Raw genomic sequence first — 22,571 nt, forward strand, 5'->3', positions numbered from 1 at the left:
AGCATAAAGAGGTACGACCAGAAGGCAAGTTTTTTAGAACGAATTACTATTTACCGCCACCCAAACAGTTTGGTGAGCTTGGTGTATTACTCGCATACTGCTCTTTCCATTGTGATTCGGTATAAGTGTGTAATGCCAGTGCATGAATTTTTTCAGCAAGTTCTTCGGCAAGTACTGTATTTACTAAGCGATGGCGCTTAATTAACCTTTCCTTCTCAAAGGCCTTCGCAACAATAACCACTTTAAAGTGAGATTCACTACCAGGCGGTACATTGTGGTTATTACTTTCGTTAATCACTTCTAAATGTGAAGGTTCGAATGCTTTAAGTAGTTTTTGTTCGATTATAGCGGCAACAGTCATTCTTTTCTCGCTGAATTAAGTGGATAGACCAACAATATGCTGTGAATTATGACACAATAGCGGGCAATTTTTCACTGAACTTTAGCCAATTTTTATGATCAGTCCTTTTATTGTTAATGATAAGAACTTATTCCTAAGCCGTTTCCCTGTTGCGCAAGTAAACCGCAGTTTACAAGCATGGGACTCAGCCGATGAGTACCTAATAAACTATGTTGAAGAACAAGGTTTAATTAACGCTAATACCAAGGTGGCTATTTTTAATGATGCATTTGGCGCATTGGCTAGCAACTTTTGTCATTCAGCTAGTGAAAAACCGACAGTTATTTGCATCAATGATTCTTATATTAGTAGCCAAGGAATAAGCTATAACCTAGAACAGAATTCCTTAGATGATAGCAATATTGATCAGTTAAACTCACTTGATAGCTTGCCGAATGATATTGATATCATTTTATTTAAGATACCTAAAAGCAAGTCACTTTTAATCGAGCAGCTTATTCAAATAAAAAAATCAGTTAACCATAACTGTATTTTTATCGCCGCAGATCGCGCTAAAGAAATTCACAGCGCAACCTTAAAAGTATTTGAAAAGCACTTAGGCACCACCAAAACATCCCTAGCAGTAAAGAAAGCACGTTTAGTATTTTGCCAATTTGATAATAAACAAATACATCAATCACCCTTCCCAACGGTGTGGTCGTTAGCACACATATCTACTAATGATTCACCTTCTCGTGACTTCAGTATTAGCAACCATGCTAATGTTTATGCCCGAGAAAAGTTAGATATTGGTGCCCGCTACTTTATTGAAAACTTACCTAAAGTTGCCGCTAACAGCAAAGTAATAGATTTAGGTTGTGGTAATGGTGTTATTGGCCTTATCGTTTTAGCCAATCAACCTGAAGCACAGGTGCAGTTCATTGATGAGTCGACCATGGCCATTGCTTCTGCTGAGCAAAATATAAAAACAAACCTACCTGAATCAATTGATAATTGTCAGTTTACTCTGAACGATTCTTTGACCGATATTGAAGGCGGAAGTGTTGATTTAATTTTATGTAATCCACCTTTTCACCAAAACACAGCAACAACCGATCATATCGCGTGGCAGATGTTTAAAGACAGTCATAGAGTCTTAAAGAAAGGTGGCGAGTTACGCATTATCGGCAATCAACAATTAGCTTATCATATTAAATTACAGCGCCTTTTTGGTAATGAGACTTTAATAGCCAGCAATAATAAGTTTGTTACTCAATCAGCTATCAAACGATAAGAAGTAGATCAAATCATGAAATTACTTAGCTTGAAATTTATAACATTGGCCTTTTTTATGGCCAACATCGTTAGTTGTAGCACAGCGCCAACTCATTTAATTGTCTCACCACAAGTTTACCTGTCGCCCTCAAACCAGTTATCTCACAAAGAAGCGCAATTGAACGTTATTGATATGCGTACCAGTACACATATCATTCAAATATTAGAAAAAGATGAAGCGGCAATCATACTCTCGTCGAAAGTCCGCCTTGAAGATATCACTCAAAAATTATTAATTGAGCAATGGCAGCAGCAAGGCTTAAACTTCACTAACTCAGCTCAGAATAAAATTACCGTTTCCATAGAAAAAGCTATCATCAGTGTTGAGCAAGAAAGCGTTACTTATACCGCCCAAAGTGAAATTATTCTCAAGGTCTCCATTGATAATGGTAAACAAACATTGACCAGTAACTTTAAAACACGTGGCCATAGTGAAGGCGCTCTCACGGCTGACATTGCGGTACTAGAGCGTGAGTTTAATCAACATTTGAGTACCTTGTTGATACAGGTTTTAACCAGTAAAGATATTAAAACGTTTTTATAGTCGCCGTCAGCGCTGCTAACTTTATTAAGAGTAAGTTATTTTGAAGAATTATTTCCAATTGATGATCGCATCTATTTTACTAGCCATTAGTAGTTTTAGTTATGCTGTTGACCCGACAAATATTTACCCGAAAGTAAAACTGGAAACCTCAATGGGGGTAATTATTATTGAACTCGATAGGGTTAAAGCACCAATCACCGTCGATAACTTTCTAGAATATGTTGTCAAAGGTGAATATAACAACACTATATTTCATCGCATAATTGATGATTTTATTGTACAAGGTGGCGCTTATGACGCTAAGTTTACCGCTAAAAAATTAGGTAAAAGTATTGTAAATGAGTCGGGCAATGGCTTAAAAAATGAAGTTGGCACTATTGCCATGGCTAAAGAAAATAGACCACATACAGCTAATCGTCAATTCTTTTTTAATCTTGCTGACAATACCACTTTAGATCCCGGCAGAAAGTGGGGCTATGCAGTTTTTGGCGCCATTGTTGAAGGTGAAGAAGTACTAGCAGCTATCGCTAAAGTACCAACAGATTACAATGAAGCCATGGCATGGAATGATGTACCGTTAAAACCCGTCACCTTAATCAAAGCGACTCTTTTACCTGCGGGTGATTAGGTCAATTTACATATCTTAACCAAGCCTCCTTTCACAAAAAAGTAACAATTAAGTAACAAAATAAACATCACTATTTTTTGACAAAAAACCAATTATCACCGATAAATAAGTAAGCCAATAAAAAACTCACAAATAATAATTTAAAAGTGAAGAAAAAATAAAGGCGCTAATTCTTTGTCGGTGAAAAATATACATTCTCGCTAAACACCGACGCATAAGTGTCAAGCTGTACGTGTGCTTTAAGGGGCCTCCATGATAATTGAGCAGTTTATCGATCAAAAAATACTAGAAATGCATGCCTATGTTAGTGCTGTCATCGACGAAGAACTTCATTATACTGAATTAGATCGCTTCATTTTAGACACTATGTCGGAGTGGACTTTATTAAGAGTGGTTGATGAAACTCCACACAGTGCAAAAGAACGTGTGTTTTGGCATTTAATGCACGAAGTTAGCTTACACGGCGCTCAAGCACTAAGCCAAGACTTGTTTTTTAAGAGTGAAATGAATACATGTTTAGATTTTTTCAACGGCTCTGGCAGTTATCCTATTGATTGTATTGGCTGGCGCCCAATCGCGTAACTAAACCTAGGAGTGATTAAATAATAATTCAATTGACGCATGCCCCTTCTGAAAATCACAAGCCTCTGATAGACTTAAAAGTATAACCTTTTTATCACCTTAAATGACTTGTTAATGCCAACAACCTCTCCAGCGAAGACTAACTCCTTTAAAGAAGCCATTTTAAATAAGCGCATGCTTATTTGTATTTTTACCGGATTTAGTTCGGGTTTACCGCTCTTTGTTTTGTATCAACTGGTACCTGGTTGGTTACGTGATGAAGGCGTAAGCCTTGCCGAAATTGGCTTATTCTCATTAATTGGCATCCCTTATGTGTGGAAATTTTTGTGGTCGCCATTGATGGATCGCTACTCTTTAGGCTTTCTTGGTAGACGTCGAAGTTGGATGTTAACCACGCAAATATTACTGTTAGTGTCTATTGCTGGTTTTGGTTTCGTTAACCCTATTATGGATATATGGTCTGTGGCCTATTTAGCTGCAGCAGTGGCTTTTTTCAGTGCGAGCCAAGATATTGTACTTGATGCTTATCGAAGAGAATTATTGCCCGATAACGAGCTTGGTTTAGGTAACTCTATTCATGTACAAGCTTACAGGCTTTCAGGCTTGGTGCCTGGCTCACTGGGTTTTATTTTGGCCGATCATATGAGCTGGCAATCCGTCTTCGTTATTGTTGCGGCTTTCATGTTATTAGGTGTGTTATTAACACTGTTTATTAAAGAGTTAGAGTCAGAGCATGGTGCGCCAAAAACATTACAACAAGCTGTAGTTCTGCCCTTTAAAGACTTTATCCAGAGTAAAGGGCTCAAATCTGCTGGTTATACCTTATTGTTCTTAGTACTTTATAAATTAGGAGACAATATGGCAACAGCATTACAAACGCCATTTTTTATTGATATGGGCTTTAGTAAAACAGAAATTGGTGTTGTAGCAAAGACATCCTCATTAATTGCCATGACCATAGGTATTGTTGTTGGTGGCTTAGTGATGATTAAACTCAGCATTAACCGCGCCTTATGGCTATTTGGTTTTGTGCAAATATTAAGTATTTTAGGCTTTGCTGCCCTAGCTGAAATAGGACATAACACCTATGCTTTGGCAATAGCCATGGGATTTGAATATTTAGGTGTTGGTTTAGGTACTGCTGCTTTTACCGCTTTTATAGCTAAAACCACTAACCCTGCTTTTGCTGCTACTCAAATTGCTTTATTTACGGCCTTAGCTGTTGTTCCACGCACTTTTGCCAATGCAACAACCGGCGTTATCGTTGAGCAAATTGGTTGGACAAACTTCTATTTTCTTTGCACGGCTTTAGCCATTCCGGGTATGTTAATGTTATTTAAAGTTGCCCCATGGAATGAACAAAAACTTAACTCGAGTACCTTATGATAAAATTTTTCTTTTTAATGCCTATTATTATGTGCGCTATTTGGACTTGGTACCTTAAAGCCAATGACTACTCTCTAAAACAGGGCATCAAGGGGTTTACTTATATCCTCGCCTTTAACACTATCATCATCGGTTTTTTCGTGATGATGATTTATGTAACACATTGATCTAATTTCCAAACGCCGAGCATAGCAGTAAGCTAATCAGACATTGCTACATAACGGTGTTAGGGCTTATTGTAGCCAGGCAAGTTAAAATATTTTTCAAAAACAATGCCTTAATGTTGAGCCAAAATAAAGTAAAACAGAGCAAAAACGATTTTTATGTCATACACTTAAGTTATGTTTTTATAGGATTTTATTGGTTTATGTTGATTGTTGATCAAAGTGTTTTAGATGATATTGGCCGTGGGTTTTCAGTCCCTGCTCAGCCGAAACTACTACTAGAACTATTAAAGCTGATGGCTGATACTAACCCAGACATTAATGCGATTAGTAAAGCTATCAGCAAAGATATTGCCGTTAGCGCAGCTATTCTAAAAACTATAAACTCCCCCTTATACGGCCTAGGTAGAACAGTCACAGATATCAAAATGTCGGTAAATTATATTGGTATATATGGTGTCGTGATGTTAGTTACTGGTAGTTTACTTAAAAAGAGTTTTGATCCTAAAAGCTGTAGCATCGATCTAGAAGATTTTTGGCAGATCACCTCAGACATTGCCAGTGCGGCAATGTTAATCGGGCAAAGGTACAAACCTCAAATAGTTAATGATAAATTTTTTAGTCTAGGTTTGTTTCATGCATGCGGTGTTCCTGTGATGGCAATGAAATATGATGACTATCAAGAGCTATTAGATAAAGCATTAACCTCTCCAGAACTAGCGCTTACAGCAGTAGAAGAGCAACATTATAGCGTTAACCATGCAACTATAGGTTACTACGTTGCCAGTTCATGGCGTTTACCTAAGGATGTTTGCCAAATAATTTTACAACATCATGAAAGAGACTTTTTAAATGTACTTAATGGCACACAAGGACAGGATTTATTTGCAGTACTTAAATTGAGTGAACAGTTAATCTCATTAAAACATTCAGATTGTGCGTCGGCAGACTGGCCTTATGTACAAGAAAAAGTATGTAAGATACTTGCCATTGATGAGGATACTTTAGAAATTCTAGTTACTGAATTTACTGATAGTCAATAGCTTCACAGCTTATGACAGAGATAATTGAATTAAGAAAGGTACTTTGTTAGCACCTTTCTCGAGTTTAACTTAGCGTAATTTGTTTTTACGATAAACCGTTAGTAAATTGCCCCCAAGAAAGTAACAATGCTCTAAAGTCATCCAAACCACAGCCGGCCATTTCATTTTGATCTAAGTGAATATGCTCATCAGTTAACATCTCAGGTAAACCTTCACCGCTGCCATTTAATGAACCATTCATACTGACGTTGGTTTGAATTGAGACATCTTCATGATTTAAGGTAATAGAGTATTCACTACCGGTGATGAGTATTTCTTGCGACTTACCTGTTTCAATATTATCTATCGCGGTGAGTAACTCGGTAAGTTTAGTGACATTATGTCCTAATTCAACTTCCATCCATGGACCTATGACCTCATGCTCTAGCGAAAAGAGCGCTCTGGCTTCGCCTGTTATAGCGTCGTGTACAAATTCATATTCCATAGCCTTTCCTATCGGTAATCTTATAAAAGGGCCTACATTAAGTGTAGCAAAGCTTTCACCACAAATTGTGAATTTTTATCAGCTTATTACTGTGCTTGCCACTGGCATTCAAGTAAAACGTTGTTAGCAATTAGGTTATCTTCGTGCTGTAAATAAACTTGGCTAACAAAGTTATCTGCGATTGTAATAACACCAACACCTTTGGGTGTTCCTGTCATCACTATATCGCCATCTTCAAGGGTGATAAATGATTGTAAGTCTTTTAATATTTCATTCGGTTTAACCATCATCAATTTTACACCGCCTTGTTGTTTAAGGATATTATTGATGGTTAGCGACAAACTTAACTGACTCATATTTTTTTGATCGAAACTAACAAAGTCACTAAACACAGCTGAACTATCAAAAGCTTTTGCGCGTTCCCAAGGTAACCCCTTAGTTTTTAACTTAGCTTGTACTTCGCGTTTAGTTAAATCTAGACCAAGCGCCACCGCAATAAATTGCCCACCTTGGTACAAAAAACTTAACTCTGCTTCATAATGCAATACATCGTTATTATGCTTAGCATTAAGCACTGTGCTGATGGCTGAATTAGGTTTTAAAAACACCACCATTTCATCAGGTACTTCATTGGCCAACTCTTTGATATGATCGACATAATTTCGACCGATACAAACGACTTTTGATGGTGTTATTTGCTGCACTGACTCATCGCTTGAAACTAATTTAACTGTATTCATAAAAACCTATTTAGCTTACATAGAGTTGATAGCGGGCATAATAATGAGTTAAGCCTTATTGAACAAGTTGATTTTCTGGCTAACAGTGAAATATTATCTTCATTTTGTAGTTGGCAATGATAAGCCCAACCTGCCTGCTGCAGGATTTTCATACAATGGAAAGGGCTGTCGTCTATGATTCAGTAATAAGCAACTGACTTGTGCCAAATAGCCAATGCAGTAAGAATTACAGTCATTCGCTCCGGCGGCGCAATCCTTTACATCTACGACAAATAGCTCCATAAATAATTAGGCTACGGCGCTGGCTTTAAAACCTTCAATAATCTGCTCTCCATCACCTAAGTGTTGCGCCATCATAGGGTATAGCATCATTTCTTCTTTCATATTATGCTGCTGCATCATCACCATTAAAGTTTCTGACAAACCTAGGTATTCATCTTTTTCCTTCGCAGCAAGAGCATTATCTAGTGATTGTACCAAGGCGCGCATCTGTTGATGTTCCATCCGCATTACTTGGGTAGGCCCTGCCATATCCATCGCTTGTTCAAACTGAGGAAATAAAACCTCTTCTTCTTGGGCTAAATGCTCAGTTAATTCACGGGCAAAGTCCTGCCACTTTAATAATGCTAATGGCCAATGTCCCTCGGCTACAGCGGATTCTGCTTCAGTAAAAAAATCATCACATTTTCTATGTTTCGCTATCATATACTCTGAAATTGAACTCATCCTACTTCCTATTTTTACTGTTTATTATCAATATTTGTATAGTAAAGCAGCGATTGAGTTTGAGCTTTGACCTACATTAATAAAAGTACGACAAAGTCATATTTTTTCTAAGACTAAATAGTAGAGGTAACTAAACACATAACCCCTTGTTCACAATTTAGCTACTAGTTTTCACTATTGATAACAGTTCTGGTCTGACCTTTAAGGTAGGCTCAATACTTTATCCCCTCCTAAATGGTTAAGATTTATGACACTCAAGAAAACTTTATTAACACTATCGTTAACCTGTACATCATTTTACAGCGTTGGCGCAGCTTTCCAGTTAGCAGAGCATAGTGCTGCTGGCTTAGGTCGAGCCTTTGCAGGTGAAGCTGCCATTGCCGATGATGCCTCGGTAGTTGCCCGTAACCCTGCTCTGATGGCGCAGTTTGAAACAATGGAATTCTCGGTTACAGGCACGTATGTTATGCCCGATGTCAGCTTAACGGGTATTGATGCATCAAATGGTACAGACCCTGCTGCATTAAACAATAGCAGCATAGCGCCAAATGCAATTGTTCCAGCTATGTACCTAGTTATGCCACTAAATGATAAGTTTTCGCTAGGTTTTGGTACCTTCTCTAACTTTGGTTTAGCTACTGAGTTTGATGACGACTACGCTGCTGGAGCAGTAGCCGGCGAAACCTCAATCACTACCATTAACTTCAATACCAGCCTTTCTTATAAAGTGAATGATAACTTTGTCATTGCTGGTGGTTTAAATGTTATTTATGCCGATGCCTCATTGGTGCGCAATGCGGGTACAAACCCTCTTGATATACCAGTTCAAGCCGAGCTGGCAAATATGGCCGGTGATGATATATCTTATGGTTGGAACATGGGCCTATCATATGATTTTAATGAAAAACATCGTTTAGGTTTTAGTTACCGTAGTGAAGTAAAGCTAGAGCTTGAAGGTAATTACAGCAATGACGTCACACTTGGCGGCGCAATTGTCCCTGGCGCTATGGATATTGCCTTACCCGCTATTATGGAATTCTCTGGCTTACATCAACTAACGGATACCCTTGCAGTACATTACTCTGCACTGTGGACAGGCTGGAGCAGCTTTGATCAACTAGCAGCTTATGTCGAAGGACAAGATGGACCTGTATTTTCAAAAGAAGAGAATTTTTCTGACTCTATGCGTTATGCATTAGGTGCCACCTACCAACTTAGCAGTAAGGTAACATTAAGAACGGGTATTGCTTATGATGAATCACCAGCCGATGAAAATCACATGTCCATCTCAATTCCTGATACCAACCGTGTCTGGTTAAGTGGTGGTTTAAATTACACTTTCGACAATAAATCATCATTAGATTTTGGTGTCAGTATTGTTAAAGGTGAAACTCAAACCTTTACTGAAACTGATGATTTTAAGCAAGATTGGACATTTGAGTCACAAGGCGATGCATACTTAGTTTCTGCACAATACAACCACGTATTTTAAAGTGTCACTTGAGGCTAGAGAACCAAAACTAGTTGAATAGTTTTTAAGAGAGTCCTCATCAATTTGCTGAGGACATCTTTAATGCGGAAAATATAGGAAAGAGTTTTCTTTAATACTTAACCTGAACTCTAGATAATGAGTGCTTGATGTTTAAGTAAAAACAACAACTTACGCTTATTAAAAATACAATTTATCAGATTAAATAACGATATAGTCTATCAATGTTTCAATTTATTCTATTATCAAGGCAAAACGTTTATGAATAACGGGTTATTTATCGACGTTTTAACGCTGAAAATTGGATAAAGGGGAATATTGAACAAATACGGCTTATCCAGAATTCAGGTTACTTAGCTTTACGACTAGTCTTTTACCGCTAATAGGTTGCGAATTGAAAGAGTGATCTCTTCAATATTATCAACATCAACCGGGGCAATGAAAATAGTATCATCACCAGCAAGTGTGCCTAGAATACCGGCAGATTCACCCATGCTATCAAGCATACGAGAAATTAATGGCGCTGCGCCAATACCCGTCTTTAAAATAATTTGCATATTATTATGCTTAACACTCAATACCACTGATTCAATTGATTGCTTAGACTTAGGCACTGCCAATTCATCAGGCAGAATATAAATCATTTCATTATTGGTATTACGCGTTTTTACGGCGCCAAGCTTAGATAATAAGCGAGATATTTTCGCTTGTGACATATCATCAAAGCCCTGTAGCGCTAGAGCTTTTGCTAACTGCTCTTGAGAGCCATAACATTGCTCTTTTAATAATCGTTTAAATGCCTGAACTAATAAGGATTCTCTCTCTTTACGGCTGCTAGTCATTTAACTTCTTCTGTAATTAATAGGAATACGCTGAGTCTACACTATTGATGCTCCCTTAGTGAATACTTATTCACTTTTTAATACTTTATTTTAAGCATTACTTAAGGCTTCACTTTAGGCTTGAATAGCCGCCATATGATTATCCCAACGCAGATCATTAAAATCTCCGGTCACTTGGTAAGGCTTTAGTGGGTCCTTTTGTAAAATGACGCGTCCTCTACCGGTCGAGGCAATAAAGTCATCAACAATTAACGTAGCGCCTGCACCATCTTTAAGTTTATGACTGGCAATAAATTCATTGCTGTCTAACTGCCAAAAGGTCAGTAAATCGGCTTTAGGGCAGGTAATCATCACGGTATTACTGTTACTATTAATACAGACACTGGCCGTATATTGATTCATGCTACGCCAGGTATTAATATCCGCCTTTAGCAAGGTCAACTGCTCTTCACCATGATGGGAAAGGGCAAGTGGAACTTCATCAGTTGATGCGCCTTGATATTGCAATCCGGCAAACACTTTACCTTGTGAGCTAACATCTAAATGCCGGATACTCAGCTGCTTATTTTCCAGCTCAAACTTTCCTTCAATTTGACCCGAGTCTAATGCCATATACGCTAAATTAGGTCGCATGGAGTTAAGGTTTAATTTTTTACGCGATTGCTCTGGGTGTGTTTGAATGCCGCCATTAGCAATGACAATCTGTTTCTCATTTAAATTGGGCATAACAGCCAGCTGATGTGGACCAATGCCGCCTGAATCATACTGTTCAATAATTTGTTGGCTTTTTCTATCACGTAAAACAATAAGCCCTTTACCACTTTGATAATCATTTTCAGTGGTCAATAAAATATTATCATCTGCTATCAACACACCGTGACCATAAAAACGCTGGCTCGCACTAACCTCAATATGAGAAACCACTTCACCGCGAGTAAAGTCAATTTCTAAGACAAAGTTACCTGGACGACGAGCAAAAACCAAGGCGTGGCCAGCTTTACTTTTCATCGCTATAACATCATGGCCACGATCAGGTAGGGCTACTTTACTGATCAGTTGACCAGATAAGTCAAAAGCAGCAGCAAAGTAATTACCTTTATTGTCGCTGCAGCAACTCACTAACCAATTTTTTTGGCCATTAAACAATGCCACAAACGATGAACTACTGCCCGCACTTATAGTACCAATGGCAGCAACACTACCTACGGCACCAAGCCCTAATAAAAATTTTCGACGACTGATCATACTTTTTACTTCTTCTACAACAAATCACTTTTAGCTCACGGTGTCTTCAACAAGCTGCTTTATCTCTACAAAGACAAGCAGCCAGCAAGTTAGAAGCTATATTTAACACCAACAATTACCTGCCTAGGTTTACCTGGACGAGCACCAAACGGCCGACGAGAAACAATCACTTTTTCATCGGTTATATTATCAATTTTACCGTACAGCTTGAGCTGGTCATAAACTTGATACCAAGCAGAAAAATCAACCTGCAATAACTCATCGGTCATCAAACCTTCAAGCTCGGTATTACTGCCCGCTGCCTCACTCATCTCAGCTAAATATTTAAGCAATATTGATGTTTGCCAGTTATCACCTTGCAGACCTGCTTCTATCGATAATTGATGTTCGGGTAAATAAGGTAATTCATCACCGACTTCTACATTACCCCATTGAGAAAAAGTGGAATTAAACTTTGTTTTAAATTCCGACTGACTGTAGGTATAAGCCACTTTTAGCGGCACTGTTACGCTACTCGTTAATTGCCAGTTAATACTGGTAGACGCTTCGATACCGTAAACATCAACTTCACCGCCATTGAATTCTTGATCAAGAGTTTGTGTACAATCACTTGAACTAGAGAAAGTACATTTTGCTTTTAAGTTACTATAATCATTATAAAAACCAATAACTTCACCTTGAAGATCATCAGTACTGTAACGCCAGCCAAATTCATAATTCCAACTTTCTTCAGGATCTATATTACTCTCTTGCCCTGGGCTATTAGGTACATAACCTTTGTTAACTCCAACAAGTAAACCATGCTCAGCAGTTAATTGATAAAACAAACCTGCGCCGGGCAAGAATACTGTATCTGAGTTTTCTTTGATGGTATTTTCCAACAAATCTTTCGCCTCACCCTCAATATGCTCAATACGTAAACCAAGGGTGATATGAAATTTATCAATCACGGCATTAACATTGGTAAAGGCCGCAACAGCAGTTGCGGTATCATCGTTTTGGGTAATAACTTCACTTGGCGTGCCGTTAAGTTCCATAATACCTGCTGTCATATCATAATAACTGGCGGTATGTTTGCGAGTAACATTGTCTTGATGCAGACGTATACCTGTATCAACAATCACTTCAGCAGAAGATATATTGGTATCCCATGTCAGTTTAGTTTCGATGCCTTTTGAGTAATAACGTCGATCATTCAGGGTGAACACTAAGCTATCTTGCTTGCCAAGGGTGTCACTCTCACCACGTAATACGCCAACTAAGTGCTGATTATGCTCAGGCTCCGTTAAAATTCGCTGCACACTACGGTTACTAACAAAGCTATTAAATCTGTCCCAGTCACGATCAAACTCTCTATGATAAGCCTGACTGAACAAACTAACTTCATCACTTAATTCAATATAATGTGATAATTGAAATTGGTAATGTTCCCAATCCATTTGATCTTTTTGACTGGCGAGATAACGAACATCACTATCTATAGCAAAATCATCATCCGTTAGACCTAAATATGTTTCATTTGACGTTTCTTCGCCGTAAGCCATTTTCAATTGAAAAAATTGATTACTTTCAGAGTTACTCGGAACATAGTTAAGTTTCATCAATACTTCATTTTTCTCAAAGCCTGTATCAAACTCATTACCTTGAACACCTGTAAGGCTTTTAAAACCATCTGAGCCTAAATGAATTGCTTCAACTAATACACCTACTTGCCCTTTGCCGGTAATGGCATTATCGCTGGCGATATTTTGTGAGTAGTAACCATGGGCTTTTTGATAATTGTCTTGACCATAAGCTAAGTCCAGCATGCCTTCTCCGCCCTGCTCGGCTGACTTATCAGTAATAGGCCTTGAGACCATATTAATTGCGCCACCAACGGTATTAGGACCATATTGAATTGCCGATGGACCTTTAAAAATTTCAACTTGTGTCATGCGAGACATCATAGGGAAATAATAAGCAGCAGGTGCCGCATAAGGTGCTGGCGCAATTAATACGCCGTCTTCCATTAAGGCAATTTTGCTACTTCTTTCAGAAGTGGCGCCGCGAAGACCAATATTAGGGCGCAAACCATAACCATCTTCTTCACGCACATAAACACCAGGCACACTTTGTAAAACACGGTGAATATCATCAAATTCAAATAAATCTAATTGCGCCTCACCAATTACCACAGCAGAGCCCGTCGCCGTTTCTAATTGATTATGACTACCAAAAATACTGATCACTTCTACTTGTTTACTTACGGATGAGCTTGCTGGTGCCATAACTGATGAGCTTTCACCATTACTGGGGCTAGCTTCATCTGCGGCAAAAGCCTGCTGACTACCGAACGTTAAGATTAAAGCTAAAGTCAGTGCTTGTGCCACGGGTGATTTTGTTACTACAAAGTTTTTCATTTACTTAACCTCTAATCGCCGTCATTTGAATTGAAGCCGATATTGATATCAGTCGCTTGCACGAAATCGACGGTTAGTACATCTCTAACCGCTCGTAATACATCTATGGTTGCGCTAATTTGCACACGACCTTCAGGGGTCTTCAATAAGGTTTCATAGCTGCCCGTTAATTCATTAGCTGAAACAATAGCGTTATCTATTGCTGTTAACATTTCAGTGGCAATATTTTGTTGGCTTAAATGGTCGATCAAAATATCATCAAAGCCATGGCCACCACCTGCGCTATATATCACTTTAAAGGTAGCAATGTTTTTTTGGATACTAATAACTGATTCGTCACTAAGCACATGCTCGGCAATACTTGGGATACCGGGGCTGGCCACCGATAAAGGCACTAACATTTTTTCATCTTTCACTCGCTCAATTTGCTCAAGCCAGTTAGTCACTAGCTCTTCCACGGCATCTTTTTTACTACTAAAGTCACCTGTACCTTGGGTCAGTTGTGCATGATAATTACCACCAATTATTTGCCACTCACTGTTAACGTCTTGGCTGATAGTGGCAACGTTAGCACTTATTGCGGTTAGCACTTCACAACGCTTAGCTTGGTCACTAGCGGTTAATAAACTATGTTGATTATCGGCAAAAATGAGTTGCTCTAACGCGGGTAAACCTTGGCTACCAACACTTTGTGTAGCAATAAACGCCTCGGTAACTAATTCACTAGTAGTAAGTAAGTTAGTAACACCACGGCCGACACTGTCTTTGCTATCTGGCCAATAGTGCATTCTAAAAATTCGGTTATCATTAACTATAGGGCCTACCTTTAACCATTGAATAGTTTGCCAACTACTCATCACCTTACGCCAAGATTGCTGCAAAGCAGTTAGCTCGTCACTGCTTTGATTTTGTTGATCACAAAAGTCTACCGCCTGACTACTTAATAAAGCCGAAGTATCTTGCAAGTTTTGATAACTTGGTAATATATGATTATTGGCTAAATCGGTTAACCAAAAGCCAAATTCATCATCAATTGTTATTAATGGCGTTATTGGTGTACCAGTATCAGGCTTGGGATCAGTTGCTGTATCTGAGCCTCCGCCACAAGCGCTTAATAAACTGGTAAGCATTAACGTTGGCATTGCTTTTAATAGTGTATTTTTAATTGTCATTTTACTTTTCATGTTAATTATCCTGCTTTCAATCTCTTTAAAATAGCCTTAAATAGCCTTTACAAATTTCACTAAGGCATCTCGTTGTTGTTTGTTTAGGGCGACATAAGCTTGCTTAGCTGGCTCGGCTTCACCGCCATGCCATAAAATAGCTTCGCTAATAGTACGCGCTCGACCATCATGTAAAAAACGCTGTTGACCGGTTTTGTACTGCTGTAATCCTATGCCCCAAAGCGGTGCTGTGCGCCACTCTCGGCCACTAGCATTAAATTCATAAACACCATCAGCTAAACCTTCACCCATGTCATGTAAGGCTAAATCGGTGTAAGGCCAAATGGTTTGTTTAGCTAATGCTTTCACAGGATAATTTTCGTCCGTGACATAACTAGGTATGTGGCACTGCTGGCATTTAGCTTGATAGAATAATGCTCGACCCCTTTGCACAGTTTCACTTTGCAGATTTCTAGCGGGAGGCACACCCAGAAACTCATTAAAAGTTACCGTAAAGTCGAGACGGTTATCAGGTATTTCTAAATCCGCCAAACTATGTCCGCCATGCTTAGCTGCATAGTTACAAGCCACTTGTGTTTTAGTACAAGTTTCATCAGTAAAACTGGTATTAGTGATGCCAATATCATCACGAAAGGCGGCAGCGACCTGCTGATGTAAATTAGGTTGCTTAGCTTTAAAACCAAAACGTCCTACTTCTATCTCACCGGTAATGACATTAGGCACACGGTTATACTTTGCCGAAATACCATCACCATTACTGTCAGTACTATCTTCCTGATTAAGTAAGTCGTCAGTTTTAATGGCATTAAGTAGACCCATACCAAAGATATTGGGTGCAAGCCTGACTGAAATACCAATATGCGGCGCGAGTTCGCCATAAGCTAACTTTGTTAATTTATAACGAGGTTTTAGTAATTCATAAGCTTCACCATCAACAAAATTGCCAAGGACTTTGTCATAACTTTTATCTAACCAAGCCTCACCAACGTTATCTGTGTAAGATGATTGCTTGATAATCTCTGCATCCGTCAAACGATAGCTAATAGATCGCGGTTGAATTTGACCACCATAAACAGGATCAACACTTGTTATTGCTGGGTCTGTACTGCCTAAACGTACCACTAATGATAAAGGTAGGATCTGACCTGCTTCATCAATCTTGGCGCGGGAACCCGCGGTATGACAGGCAATACAAGAACGGGTATTAAATAATGGCCCCAAGCCATCACGGTTGCCGGTTGCACTTGGCGCCGCGACCCAAGGGTCACGGAAAAAAGAAAAGCCAGTCCAAAAATCGAGTTGCTGCTTACTACTAAGCTTTTCTCCAGGATATAGGTAACTGGCATACAAGCGTTTATGAGTAATACCGCCAGCCGTTTGTATTTCACTTTGATCAAATACAGGTATTCGAACTTTGTTAGCAGTATCACTCACAGGTTTATCACAGGCTGATAATGTAACTAGCAGTCCGGTGATAAATAAAAATTTTGTTATTAATTGCATTAAACTACAACGCCACCAATTATAAGGATTTAAGGAAAGCAAGTAGCTGTTCACGCTCAGCTTTACTGTAATTCATAAAGGTGTCTTTAGAGTCTTTTGCTTCACCGTCATGCCATAACACCGCTTCTTCAATAGTGCGTGCGCGGCCATCATGTAAAAAGCTTGAATCTTGGTTGACTGTTTGTACCAAGCCTAAGCCCCATAACGCTGGTGTCTTCCATTCACTGCCGCTGGCATCACCTTGCATAACACCATCAGCTAAGCCATCACAACGCTGCACGTATAAACACTCAGCGCCCGTTGAACAAGATAAACCAGCTTCAGTTTCTCGAGTAACCGCACAGCTGCCGCCCATGTCATGCAGTAATAAATTGGTATAAGGGTAAATGGTTTGATTTGACAATACCGCAATAGATTCCGCATGTTCAGTGTCCGTATTAGCCGTTAAACCACCTAACGTTAATTCACCGAGTTCACTGCCTTTAGCATCACCCGTGACATGACGCGGAGTATGACAGCCACTACAATTTGCTTGTAAAAACAATTTTCGACCAGCAGTCACTTCCTCTGTCCAAATATCGCTATCTTTATCATAACCACGGCGGGCAGGAACGGCTAAAACACGGTTATAGAATTCAACTAAGGCAAGAGAATGATCACCTAAATCAACTACATTACCTGTCTTATTTTCTTGTTCTGCGGCAAGCAAACAGGCAAGCTGTGTATCTAAACATGGTTCAGTAGAAATGATACTAGTAGAAACACCCATATCACCGTTATAGGCACCAGAAACTTGTTGTAACACTGTAGGGTTTTGCGCTTTGTAGGCAAAACGGCCAATGACCTTTTCACCGGTAAAAACATTAGTCACCATAGAAGCGCGACCAGAAATGCCATCGCTATCACTATCATCTTCATCAACAAGGGCAAGTAAATTTTCTTGCGGAATAGCATCCAATAAACCAACACCAAATGCTTGTGGAGCGACACGGGCAGAAAAACGTATATCTTCCATAAAAGCGCCGTAACTTAAATCGCGTACTTTATAAACAGGGTTACGTAACGCATAAGCTGTGCCATCAGGGTATGAACCAGTGATGGTCTCAAAAACAATAAAGGGAAATGCTTCACCATATAATTCAGTACCACTCACTGAACCATCGTGTTTAGAGAAACCTGCGCTCAAAGCATTACCATCCATAAAACCATGAATAGAAAAAGGTTGAATTTGGTCACCATAGATAGGATCCGCTTCACCTTTACCGTTGGCTAGTTTAACCAACATACTGCTCATGGGTGTAGTAGGTGTACTCGGGACTACGCCGCGGCCATCATTTAAATGACAACCTTGACAACTACCAGTGCTTAAAATGGGCCCGATATCATCATCTGGGGTGCGAAATAAGTGATCACCTTGCGTAAAAAATCCGTCTAATTGAAAGTCATCAATAATCAAAGCGGGTTTTCTGCTAAAAGCATTCTCATTACTGACAAAGACCGTGGCATCACCTCCAGATAAATATTCCAATTTATCTATTACATCGATACTTATCGGTGTTAAACCACTGTGATCAAGGACTGGCTCGGGTGCTGGTGGCTCAGGTGCTGGTTTGACTGTTGCTACCGTATCAGAGCCTCCACAACCTGATAAAACGGTACTCAGTAAAAAGAAACTTAGGAAAATAACGACTGCGCTTTTATACATTATTGTGCTCTCAATTTATTCTTTCTCGCTTTAAACGAGACAATCCACATAAGCGAGTACTCACTTATGTGGATGGTGATATCTTTATATATGGTAATGGGCTCAATGAGAGCCCATTACCTACAAACAAAATATTTGCTAAATCAATTAAGCCTTAGATATCTTGGTCTGTATCATCTCTAAGGTCATTTGTAGTTACCCCTAATGCTTCAATTACCGCTTCAATATCATCAGTTTGTGCAACTAATGCGTCAATAATTGCTTTAATATTAGGTTGAGTAATGCCTTCTTGAATTAACATATCAAATGGCATACCTGTTTTAGCTTTAGTATCAATTACCGCTGCAGCAGCCATAGTTGCTTCTAACGCACCACGTAATTTATTCGCTAATTCATGTTGCTCTTCAACGACAAGCAAGTCATAAATTGAAGCTCCTTCAATCACTTCACCGTCAATGCGAACATACTTAGCGTTAAAGCTGTTTTGTACACCTTTAGCATTTAAGAAGATGTCTCTGTGAGTATTATCACTAAAACAAGAATGTTCATCTTCTTGAGAGTTTTCAATCAAGGCGATGTTAATACGTTCACCGGCTAATTCACCGAAACTTAAACGACCCATGCCTTCAAGAATTTTTGCTAAAGATACATCGCCACCGGCAACAAAGTTTTTGTAATGTGCTCCAGAAACGGGTTCCCATTGCGCTGTTACTGCTTTTAATTCTTTAATAAGTAATTCAGCTGTAGTTACTAGGTATTGACCACGACGAACACAAATATTATCCGTTGTAGCAACTGTACCTGAAGTACAAGCGTTAACTGTATTTGAATAATCTGTTACTGGACGTTGACCCGCCGAATTATCACGCTCACCTGCGCCGGTTAAATCTTTATTTAAATCCTGACCCCATAATAAAAATTCAATCGCGTGGTAACCTGTAGTTACGTTACGGCCATCTTCACCATATTCGAAAAGATTTTCTAGCGTTGCAGCATTAATGGTTGGGTAAGCTGAAGTGTTAGCAATAATGTTATCTGTAATTGCATTGGCTGGGCTTTCAGGACCAGATAAACCATCTACAGGTTCAACATAATCGATGATTGCTTCACCTAGTGGCCACGCATTAATTAAACCTTCAGGGCCTTCACCCGCATCATCTTTACCTAATGTGCCGTCAGCTTTTAATTCATCGATAGGACCTTGGCGAAAACGGTAAACTTCAGTTTGTCCGTATGGTTCGCGTGAATCTAACCAGGCTTGTTTTGCTAAAGCAAAATTAGCCGGTGTTGGCGTTGCAACAAATGACTCAAGAACAACTTTAAGGTCAGTAGCACTGATTAGTGCGTCTGAATAAGCTGCATAAGCAATATTAGCGTTAGTTTTAATAACATCATCACGTGTTACAAAAGTACTTACGCCACTCTTACCAGCAACACCGTCTGCGCCTGCAACACCAGAAGTACCGTCATCGCCGTCTTCAACACAAGCTGTTAAGCTGAAAGCAACAATTAACGCTGCTGATATTTTTGAAAAAGAACTAAATTTCATGTTCCCTAATCCCCTAAAAGTTATAGTACAAATGATAATGGTTCGCATTATAACTATGATTAGTAATTTGTCTACACTTTGTTACATCTTATTTGCACTATTCGACAAACAACTCTACTTTTTGTGCTACCCATTAAATACCTCTTCGAAGTATTCGATGAAAAAACTCATTTACAGCCTCTGGATATATTTTTTAACTATTTTTTTTGACTCGGTCGGTGTACTAGCGCAAAATCGGCAGGTGTTAATAAGACCAGCGGGCTAATTTATTGAGCTGTTTGGTCTAAAGAGTAACTCCGCCAAAGGCGAGTTCTTATAAAAATAACGAAAAAATTATTGTTAGGGATATTATGAAAAAGCTAAAACAATTACTTACTTTAAAAGTAATGTTGCCGGTACTAGCGCTAAGCAGTACCGCAGTAATGGCCGATGAAGGAATGTGGCAACCAAACCAATTACCCACAATCGCCAAAGAATTAACCAAAGCGGGATTAAAATTAAATCCAAATGATTTAACCGAGCTAACAGGTTTCCCTATGGGCGCCATTGTTAGTCTTGGTGGTTGTACTGCTTCATTCGTATCTGATCAAGGCCTAGTGGCGACTAACCATCACTGTGTTTACGGCTCAGTACAATATAATTCAACAGCAGAAAACAACTTATTAAAAAATGGTTTTTTAGCTAAAAAATTCGCTGAAGAATTACCAGCAACACCGGGTAGTCGCATTTATGTTACCGAAGAAATTACCGAAGTTACTGAACTGGTAAAATCAGGTGTTTCAAGCAAAATGTCAGGTAGTGATCGTTATAAGGCCGTTGATACTAATTCAAAAAAATTAGTCGCTGAGTGTGAAAATGATGATAGATACCGCTGTAGTGTCGTTAACTTTCACGGCGGTTTAGAATATTATTTATTCAAACAGCTTACTATTCGTGATGTGCGTTTAGTACATGCGCCAGCAAGCAGTATTGGTAAATACGGCGGCGATATCGATAACTGGATGTGGCCACGCCACACTGGCGATTACGGTTTTTATCGCGCCTATGTTGGCAAAGATGGTCAACCTGCTGATTTCCATGAAGACAATGTGCCATACAAACCTAAACATCACTTAAAAGTAAACAAAAGCAGTGTTGATGACGGTGATTACATCATGGTGCTTGGCTATCCAGGCAGAACTAACCGCTACCGCACCGCTTATGAAGTTGAAAATACTTTCTCTTGGACTTACCCACATGCGAAAGCTTACCGCGAAGAGATTATTGATTTAATTCATACACACTCAGCAGTTGGCAGTGAAGCGCGTATTAAGTACGAAAGCACCTTAGCTGGTTTAGCAAATTATGCTAAAAACTATGGTTCTATGATCCACAGCTACAACAAGGGTACTTTTTTACAACGCAAACAAGAACTTGAAACAAACCTAACAAAATGGTTAAAGAGCAGTTCAAAGCGTAAAGCACAATACGGTGCAGCGTTATCTGGTTTAGATAAATTAGTTAAACAAGATGATAAACAACAAGCTCGCGATTTAATTTTAGGTTACATGCGTTACAGCAAAATGTTGTCTACGGCGAAATCACTGCACCGTTTAGCCATAGAAAACACTAAACCAAACATTGAACGTGAACGTGGTTACCAAGAACGTGATATCGCCCGTTTTGAACAAAGCATGAAATCTGTTGATCGTCGATACGATGAGAAAATTGATAAAGAAATTCTTGTCGCTATGTTAACGCACTACGTTGCCTTACCTAAAGCTGAGCGTATCAACTCATTTGATAAATTCTTTGGTTTAACCAATACCACAGCTAAAAACTTTAACGAGAAAAAGTTACGTAAACAATTAAAAAGAATGTACAAAAGCACCAAGCTTAATTCTCAAGAACAGCGTTTAGCGCTAATGACGAAATCAGTAGACGATTTTAACAAAAGTAAAGACCCGTTTATTCAATTAGCTGTTACTACGTTTAAAGAGCGTAAAGTTATTGAAGATAAATCAAAAGAGTTAGCGGGTAATATCCAAGCTTTCCGCCCTAAGTACATGGCAGCACTTATTGCCTACTTTAACGATAATAACTTACCAGTATATGCCGATGCTAACAGCACTTTGCGTATTACTTACGGTAACGTTAAAGGATACTCCCCTCAAGATGGTTTAACGGCTACGCCTTATACTACTCTTGAAGGTATTGTTGCTAAAGATACTGGTGTGTCGCCATTTGACGCACCACAAAAACAGTTAGATTTAATCAAGAAAAAACAATATGGCGAATATGCTAAACCGGCTATTGGCTCAGTACCGGTTAACTATTTAGGTACGCTTGATATTACCGGTGGTAACTCAGGCTCTCCTACGTTAAACGACAAAGCTGAATTTGTTGGTTTAGTATTTGATGGCGTTTATGAAAGTATTATTGGTGATTGGGATTACGATACTAAGTTAAATCGCTCAATACACGTTGATGTACGTTATATGCTTTGGGTTATGGAGCATGTAGATGGCGCCACTAACTTAATTGAAGAAATGGATATTGTTGAGTAAACTTTAACTTAGTAATATTGTAAAATTATCGCAAATGTGCGTCCTGCAATTGCTTAATACCGTACATCCTGTACATAAAAATCCGGCCATGTGCCGGATTTTTTATTTTATTGAATGCCCATCTTGAAAATTCAACT

General features: G+C 39.0%; 19 protein-coding genes. 8 read left to right on the plus strand and 11 right to left on the minus strand.

Going from position 1 to position 22,571, the window contains the following annotated elements; all coding sequences use genetic code 11:
• Nucleotides 1–46: 46 nt before the first annotated feature.
• The gene (locus GAB14E_RS14135) at nucleotides 47–361 is read right to left on the minus strand and encodes a BolA family protein (protein WP_033081836.1); all 315 of its coding nucleotides are present in this window, start codon (nucleotides 359–361) and stop codon (nucleotides 47–49) included.
• A 94-nt stretch (nucleotides 362–455) separates the two neighbouring features.
• On the opposite strand from GAB14E_RS14135, the gene GAB14E_RS14130 reads away from it, so the two are divergent.
• The 6 genes from GAB14E_RS14130 (at nucleotide 456) to GAB14E_RS14105 (ending at nucleotide 6,022) form a co-directional block, all read left to right on the plus strand.
• Nucleotides 456–1,634: a methyltransferase gene (locus tag GAB14E_RS14130; RefSeq protein WP_033081837.1), complete on the plus strand. Its 1,179-nt coding sequence runs from the start codon at nucleotides 456–458 to the stop codon at nucleotides 1,632–1,634.
• A 15-nt stretch (nucleotides 1,635–1,649) separates the two neighbouring features.
• Nucleotides 1,650–2,219, plus strand: coding sequence for a YajG family lipoprotein (locus GAB14E_RS14125; protein WP_033081838.1), 570 nt, complete (start codon nucleotides 1,650–1,652; stop codon nucleotides 2,217–2,219).
• Nucleotides 2,220–2,280: 61 nt separating this feature from the next.
• On the plus strand, nucleotides 2,281–2,847 hold the full coding sequence (locus tag GAB14E_RS14120) for a peptidylprolyl isomerase (RefSeq protein ID WP_033081839.1): 567 nt from the start codon (nucleotides 2,281–2,283) through the stop codon (nucleotides 2,845–2,847).
• A gap of 252 nt (nucleotides 2,848–3,099) precedes the next feature.
• A complete protein-coding gene (locus tag GAB14E_RS14115) occupies nucleotides 3,100–3,429 on the plus strand; it encodes a hypothetical protein (RefSeq protein WP_033081840.1) in 330 nt (109 codons plus the stop codon).
• Nucleotides 3,430–3,543: 114 nt separating this feature from the next.
• Nucleotides 3,544–4,815 (plus strand): AmpG family muropeptide MFS transporter, encoded by a 1,272-nt coding sequence (locus tag GAB14E_RS14110; RefSeq protein WP_052093606.1) that lies wholly within the window; start codon nucleotides 3,544–3,546, stop codon nucleotides 4,813–4,815.
• Between the two features lie 367 nt (nucleotides 4,816–5,182).
• Complete coding sequence (locus GAB14E_RS14105; RefSeq protein WP_033081961.1) at nucleotides 5,183–6,022, plus strand: HDOD domain-containing protein; 840 nt, start codon at nucleotides 5,183–5,185, stop codon at nucleotides 6,020–6,022.
• Nucleotides 6,023–6,107: 85 nt separating this feature from the next.
• On the opposite strand, the gene GAB14E_RS14100 is transcribed toward GAB14E_RS14105, so the two are convergent.
• From GAB14E_RS14100 to GAB14E_RS14090, 3 genes are all read right to left on the minus strand, one after another.
• Nucleotides 6,108–6,506, minus strand: coding sequence for a YacL family protein (locus GAB14E_RS14100; RefSeq protein ID WP_033081841.1), 399 nt, complete (start codon nucleotides 6,504–6,506; stop codon nucleotides 6,108–6,110).
• Between the two features lie 86 nt (nucleotides 6,507–6,592).
• On the minus strand, nucleotides 6,593–7,246 hold the full coding sequence (locus GAB14E_RS14095; RefSeq protein WP_033081842.1) for a fumarylacetoacetate hydrolase family protein: 654 nt from the start codon (nucleotides 7,244–7,246) through the stop codon (nucleotides 6,593–6,595).
• A gap of 288 nt (nucleotides 7,247–7,534) precedes the next feature.
• Nucleotides 7,535–7,972, minus strand: coding sequence for a hemerythrin domain-containing protein (locus GAB14E_RS14090; protein ID WP_033081843.1), 438 nt, complete (start codon nucleotides 7,970–7,972; stop codon nucleotides 7,535–7,537).
• Nucleotides 7,973–8,219: 247 nt separating this feature from the next.
• Between GAB14E_RS14090 and GAB14E_RS14085 the strand changes: the two genes are divergently transcribed.
• A complete protein-coding gene (locus GAB14E_RS14085; protein WP_033081844.1) occupies nucleotides 8,220–9,464 on the plus strand; it encodes an outer membrane protein transport protein in 1,245 nt (414 codons plus the stop codon).
• 362 nt (nucleotides 9,465–9,826) lie between these two features.
• Here the strand turns inward: GAB14E_RS14085 and argR are convergent, their stop codons facing one another.
• The 7 genes from argR to GAB14E_RS14050 form a co-directional block, all read right to left on the minus strand.
• Nucleotides 9,827–10,303, minus strand: a complete 477-nt coding sequence (gene argR / locus GAB14E_RS14080; RefSeq protein ID WP_033081845.1) for a transcriptional regulator ArgR — start codon at nucleotides 10,301–10,303, stop codon at nucleotides 9,827–9,829.
• Nucleotides 10,304–10,417: 114 nt separating this feature from the next.
• The gene (locus tag GAB14E_RS14075) at nucleotides 10,418–11,548 is read right to left on the minus strand and encodes a DUF1513 domain-containing protein (RefSeq protein WP_033081846.1); all 1,131 of its coding nucleotides are present in this window, start codon (nucleotides 11,546–11,548) and stop codon (nucleotides 10,418–10,420) included.
• 89 nt (nucleotides 11,549–11,637) lie between these two features.
• Nucleotides 11,638–13,947 (minus strand): TonB-dependent receptor family protein, encoded by a 2,310-nt coding sequence (locus tag GAB14E_RS14070; RefSeq protein ID WP_033081847.1) that lies wholly within the window; start codon nucleotides 13,945–13,947, stop codon nucleotides 11,638–11,640.
• Between the two features lie 11 nt (nucleotides 13,948–13,958).
• On the minus strand, nucleotides 13,959–15,131 hold the full coding sequence (locus GAB14E_RS14065; RefSeq protein ID WP_052093608.1) for an imelysin family protein: 1,173 nt from the start codon (nucleotides 15,129–15,131) through the stop codon (nucleotides 13,959–13,961).
• Between the two features lie 36 nt (nucleotides 15,132–15,167).
• Nucleotides 15,168–16,634 carry a di-heme oxidoreductase family protein gene (locus GAB14E_RS14060; protein WP_033081963.1) on the minus strand — a complete coding sequence of 489 codons (1,467 nt, stop codon included), beginning with the start codon at nucleotides 16,632–16,634 and terminating at the stop codon, nucleotides 15,168–15,170.
• Between the two features lie 19 nt (nucleotides 16,635–16,653).
• Entirely contained in the window at nucleotides 16,654–18,339 is a 1,686-nt protein-coding gene (locus GAB14E_RS14055; protein WP_033081848.1) for a di-heme oxidoreductase family protein, read from the minus strand.
• A 154-nt stretch (nucleotides 18,340–18,493) separates the two neighbouring features.
• On the minus strand, nucleotides 18,494–19,888 hold the full coding sequence (locus GAB14E_RS14050) for an imelysin family protein (protein WP_033081849.1): 1,395 nt from the start codon (nucleotides 19,886–19,888) through the stop codon (nucleotides 18,494–18,496).
• 350 nt (nucleotides 19,889–20,238) lie between these two features.
• On the opposite strand from GAB14E_RS14050, the gene GAB14E_RS14045 reads away from it, so the two are divergent.
• Nucleotides 20,239–22,434: a S46 family peptidase gene (locus GAB14E_RS14045; protein ID WP_033081850.1), complete on the plus strand. Its 2,196-nt coding sequence runs from the start codon at nucleotides 20,239–20,241 to the stop codon at nucleotides 22,432–22,434.
• The last annotated feature ends 137 nt before the right edge of the window (nucleotides 22,435–22,571 follow it).

The organism is Colwellia psychrerythraea, assembly GCF_000764185.1.
GTDB lineage: Bacteria > Pseudomonadota > Gammaproteobacteria > Enterobacterales > Alteromonadaceae > Colwellia > Colwellia psychrerythraea_B.

Coding starts and splice junctions, on each gene's coding strand:
- GAB14E_RS14075 (WP_033081846.1), bottom strand. CDS start 11,548: ATGATCAGTCGTCGAAAATTTTTATTAGGGCTTGGTGCCGTAGGTAGT.
- GAB14E_RS14050 (WP_033081849.1), bottom strand. CDS start 19,888: ATGAAATTTAGTTCTTTTTCAAAAATATCAGCAGCGTTAATTGTTGCT.
- GAB14E_RS14125 (WP_033081838.1), top strand. CDS start 1,650: ATGAAATTACTTAGCTTGAAATTTATAACATTGGCCTTTTTTATGGCC.
- GAB14E_RS14055 (WP_033081848.1), bottom strand. CDS start 18,339: ATGTATAAAAGCGCAGTCGTTATTTTCCTAAGTTTCTTTTTACTGAGT.
- GAB14E_RS14110 (WP_052093606.1), top strand. CDS start 3,544: ATGCCAACAACCTCTCCAGCGAAGACTAACTCCTTTAAAGAAGCCATT.
- GAB14E_RS14130 (WP_033081837.1), top strand. CDS start 456: ATGATCAGTCCTTTTATTGTTAATGATAAGAACTTATTCCTAAGCCGT.
- argR (WP_033081845.1), bottom strand. CDS start 10,303: ATGACTAGCAGCCGTAAAGAGAGAGAATCCTTATTAGTTCAGGCATTT.
- GAB14E_RS14120 (WP_033081839.1), top strand. CDS start 2,281: ATGATCGCATCTATTTTACTAGCCATTAGTAGTTTTAGTTATGCTGTT.
- GAB14E_RS14070 (WP_033081847.1), bottom strand. CDS start 13,947: ATGAAAAACTTTGTAGTAACAAAATCACCCGTGGCACAAGCACTGACT.
- GAB14E_RS14065 (WP_052093608.1), bottom strand. CDS start 15,131: ATGAAAAGTAAAATGACAATTAAAAATACACTATTAAAAGCAATGCCA.
- GAB14E_RS14105 (WP_033081961.1), top strand. CDS start 5,183: ATGTTGATTGTTGATCAAAGTGTTTTAGATGATATTGGCCGTGGGTTT.
- GAB14E_RS14135 (WP_033081836.1), bottom strand. CDS start 361: ATGACTGTTGCCGCTATAATCGAACAAAAACTACTTAAAGCATTCGAA.
- GAB14E_RS14095 (WP_033081842.1), bottom strand. CDS start 7,246: ATGAATACAGTTAAATTAGTTTCAAGCGATGAGTCAGTGCAGCAAATA.
- GAB14E_RS14060 (WP_033081963.1), bottom strand. CDS start 16,634: ATGCAATTAATAACAAAATTTTTATTTATCACCGGACTGCTAGTTACA.
- GAB14E_RS14100 (WP_033081841.1), bottom strand. CDS start 6,506: ATGGAATATGAATTTGTACACGACGCTATAACAGGCGAAGCCAGAGCG.
- GAB14E_RS14045 (WP_033081850.1), top strand. CDS start 20,239: ATGAAAAAGCTAAAACAATTACTTACTTTAAAAGTAATGTTGCCGGTA.
- GAB14E_RS14115 (WP_033081840.1), top strand. CDS start 3,100: ATGATAATTGAGCAGTTTATCGATCAAAAAATACTAGAAATGCATGCC.
- GAB14E_RS14085 (WP_033081844.1), top strand. CDS start 8,220: ATGACACTCAAGAAAACTTTATTAACACTATCGTTAACCTGTACATCA.
- GAB14E_RS14090 (WP_033081843.1), bottom strand. CDS start 7,972: ATGAGTTCAATTTCAGAGTATATGATAGCGAAACATAGAAAATGTGAT.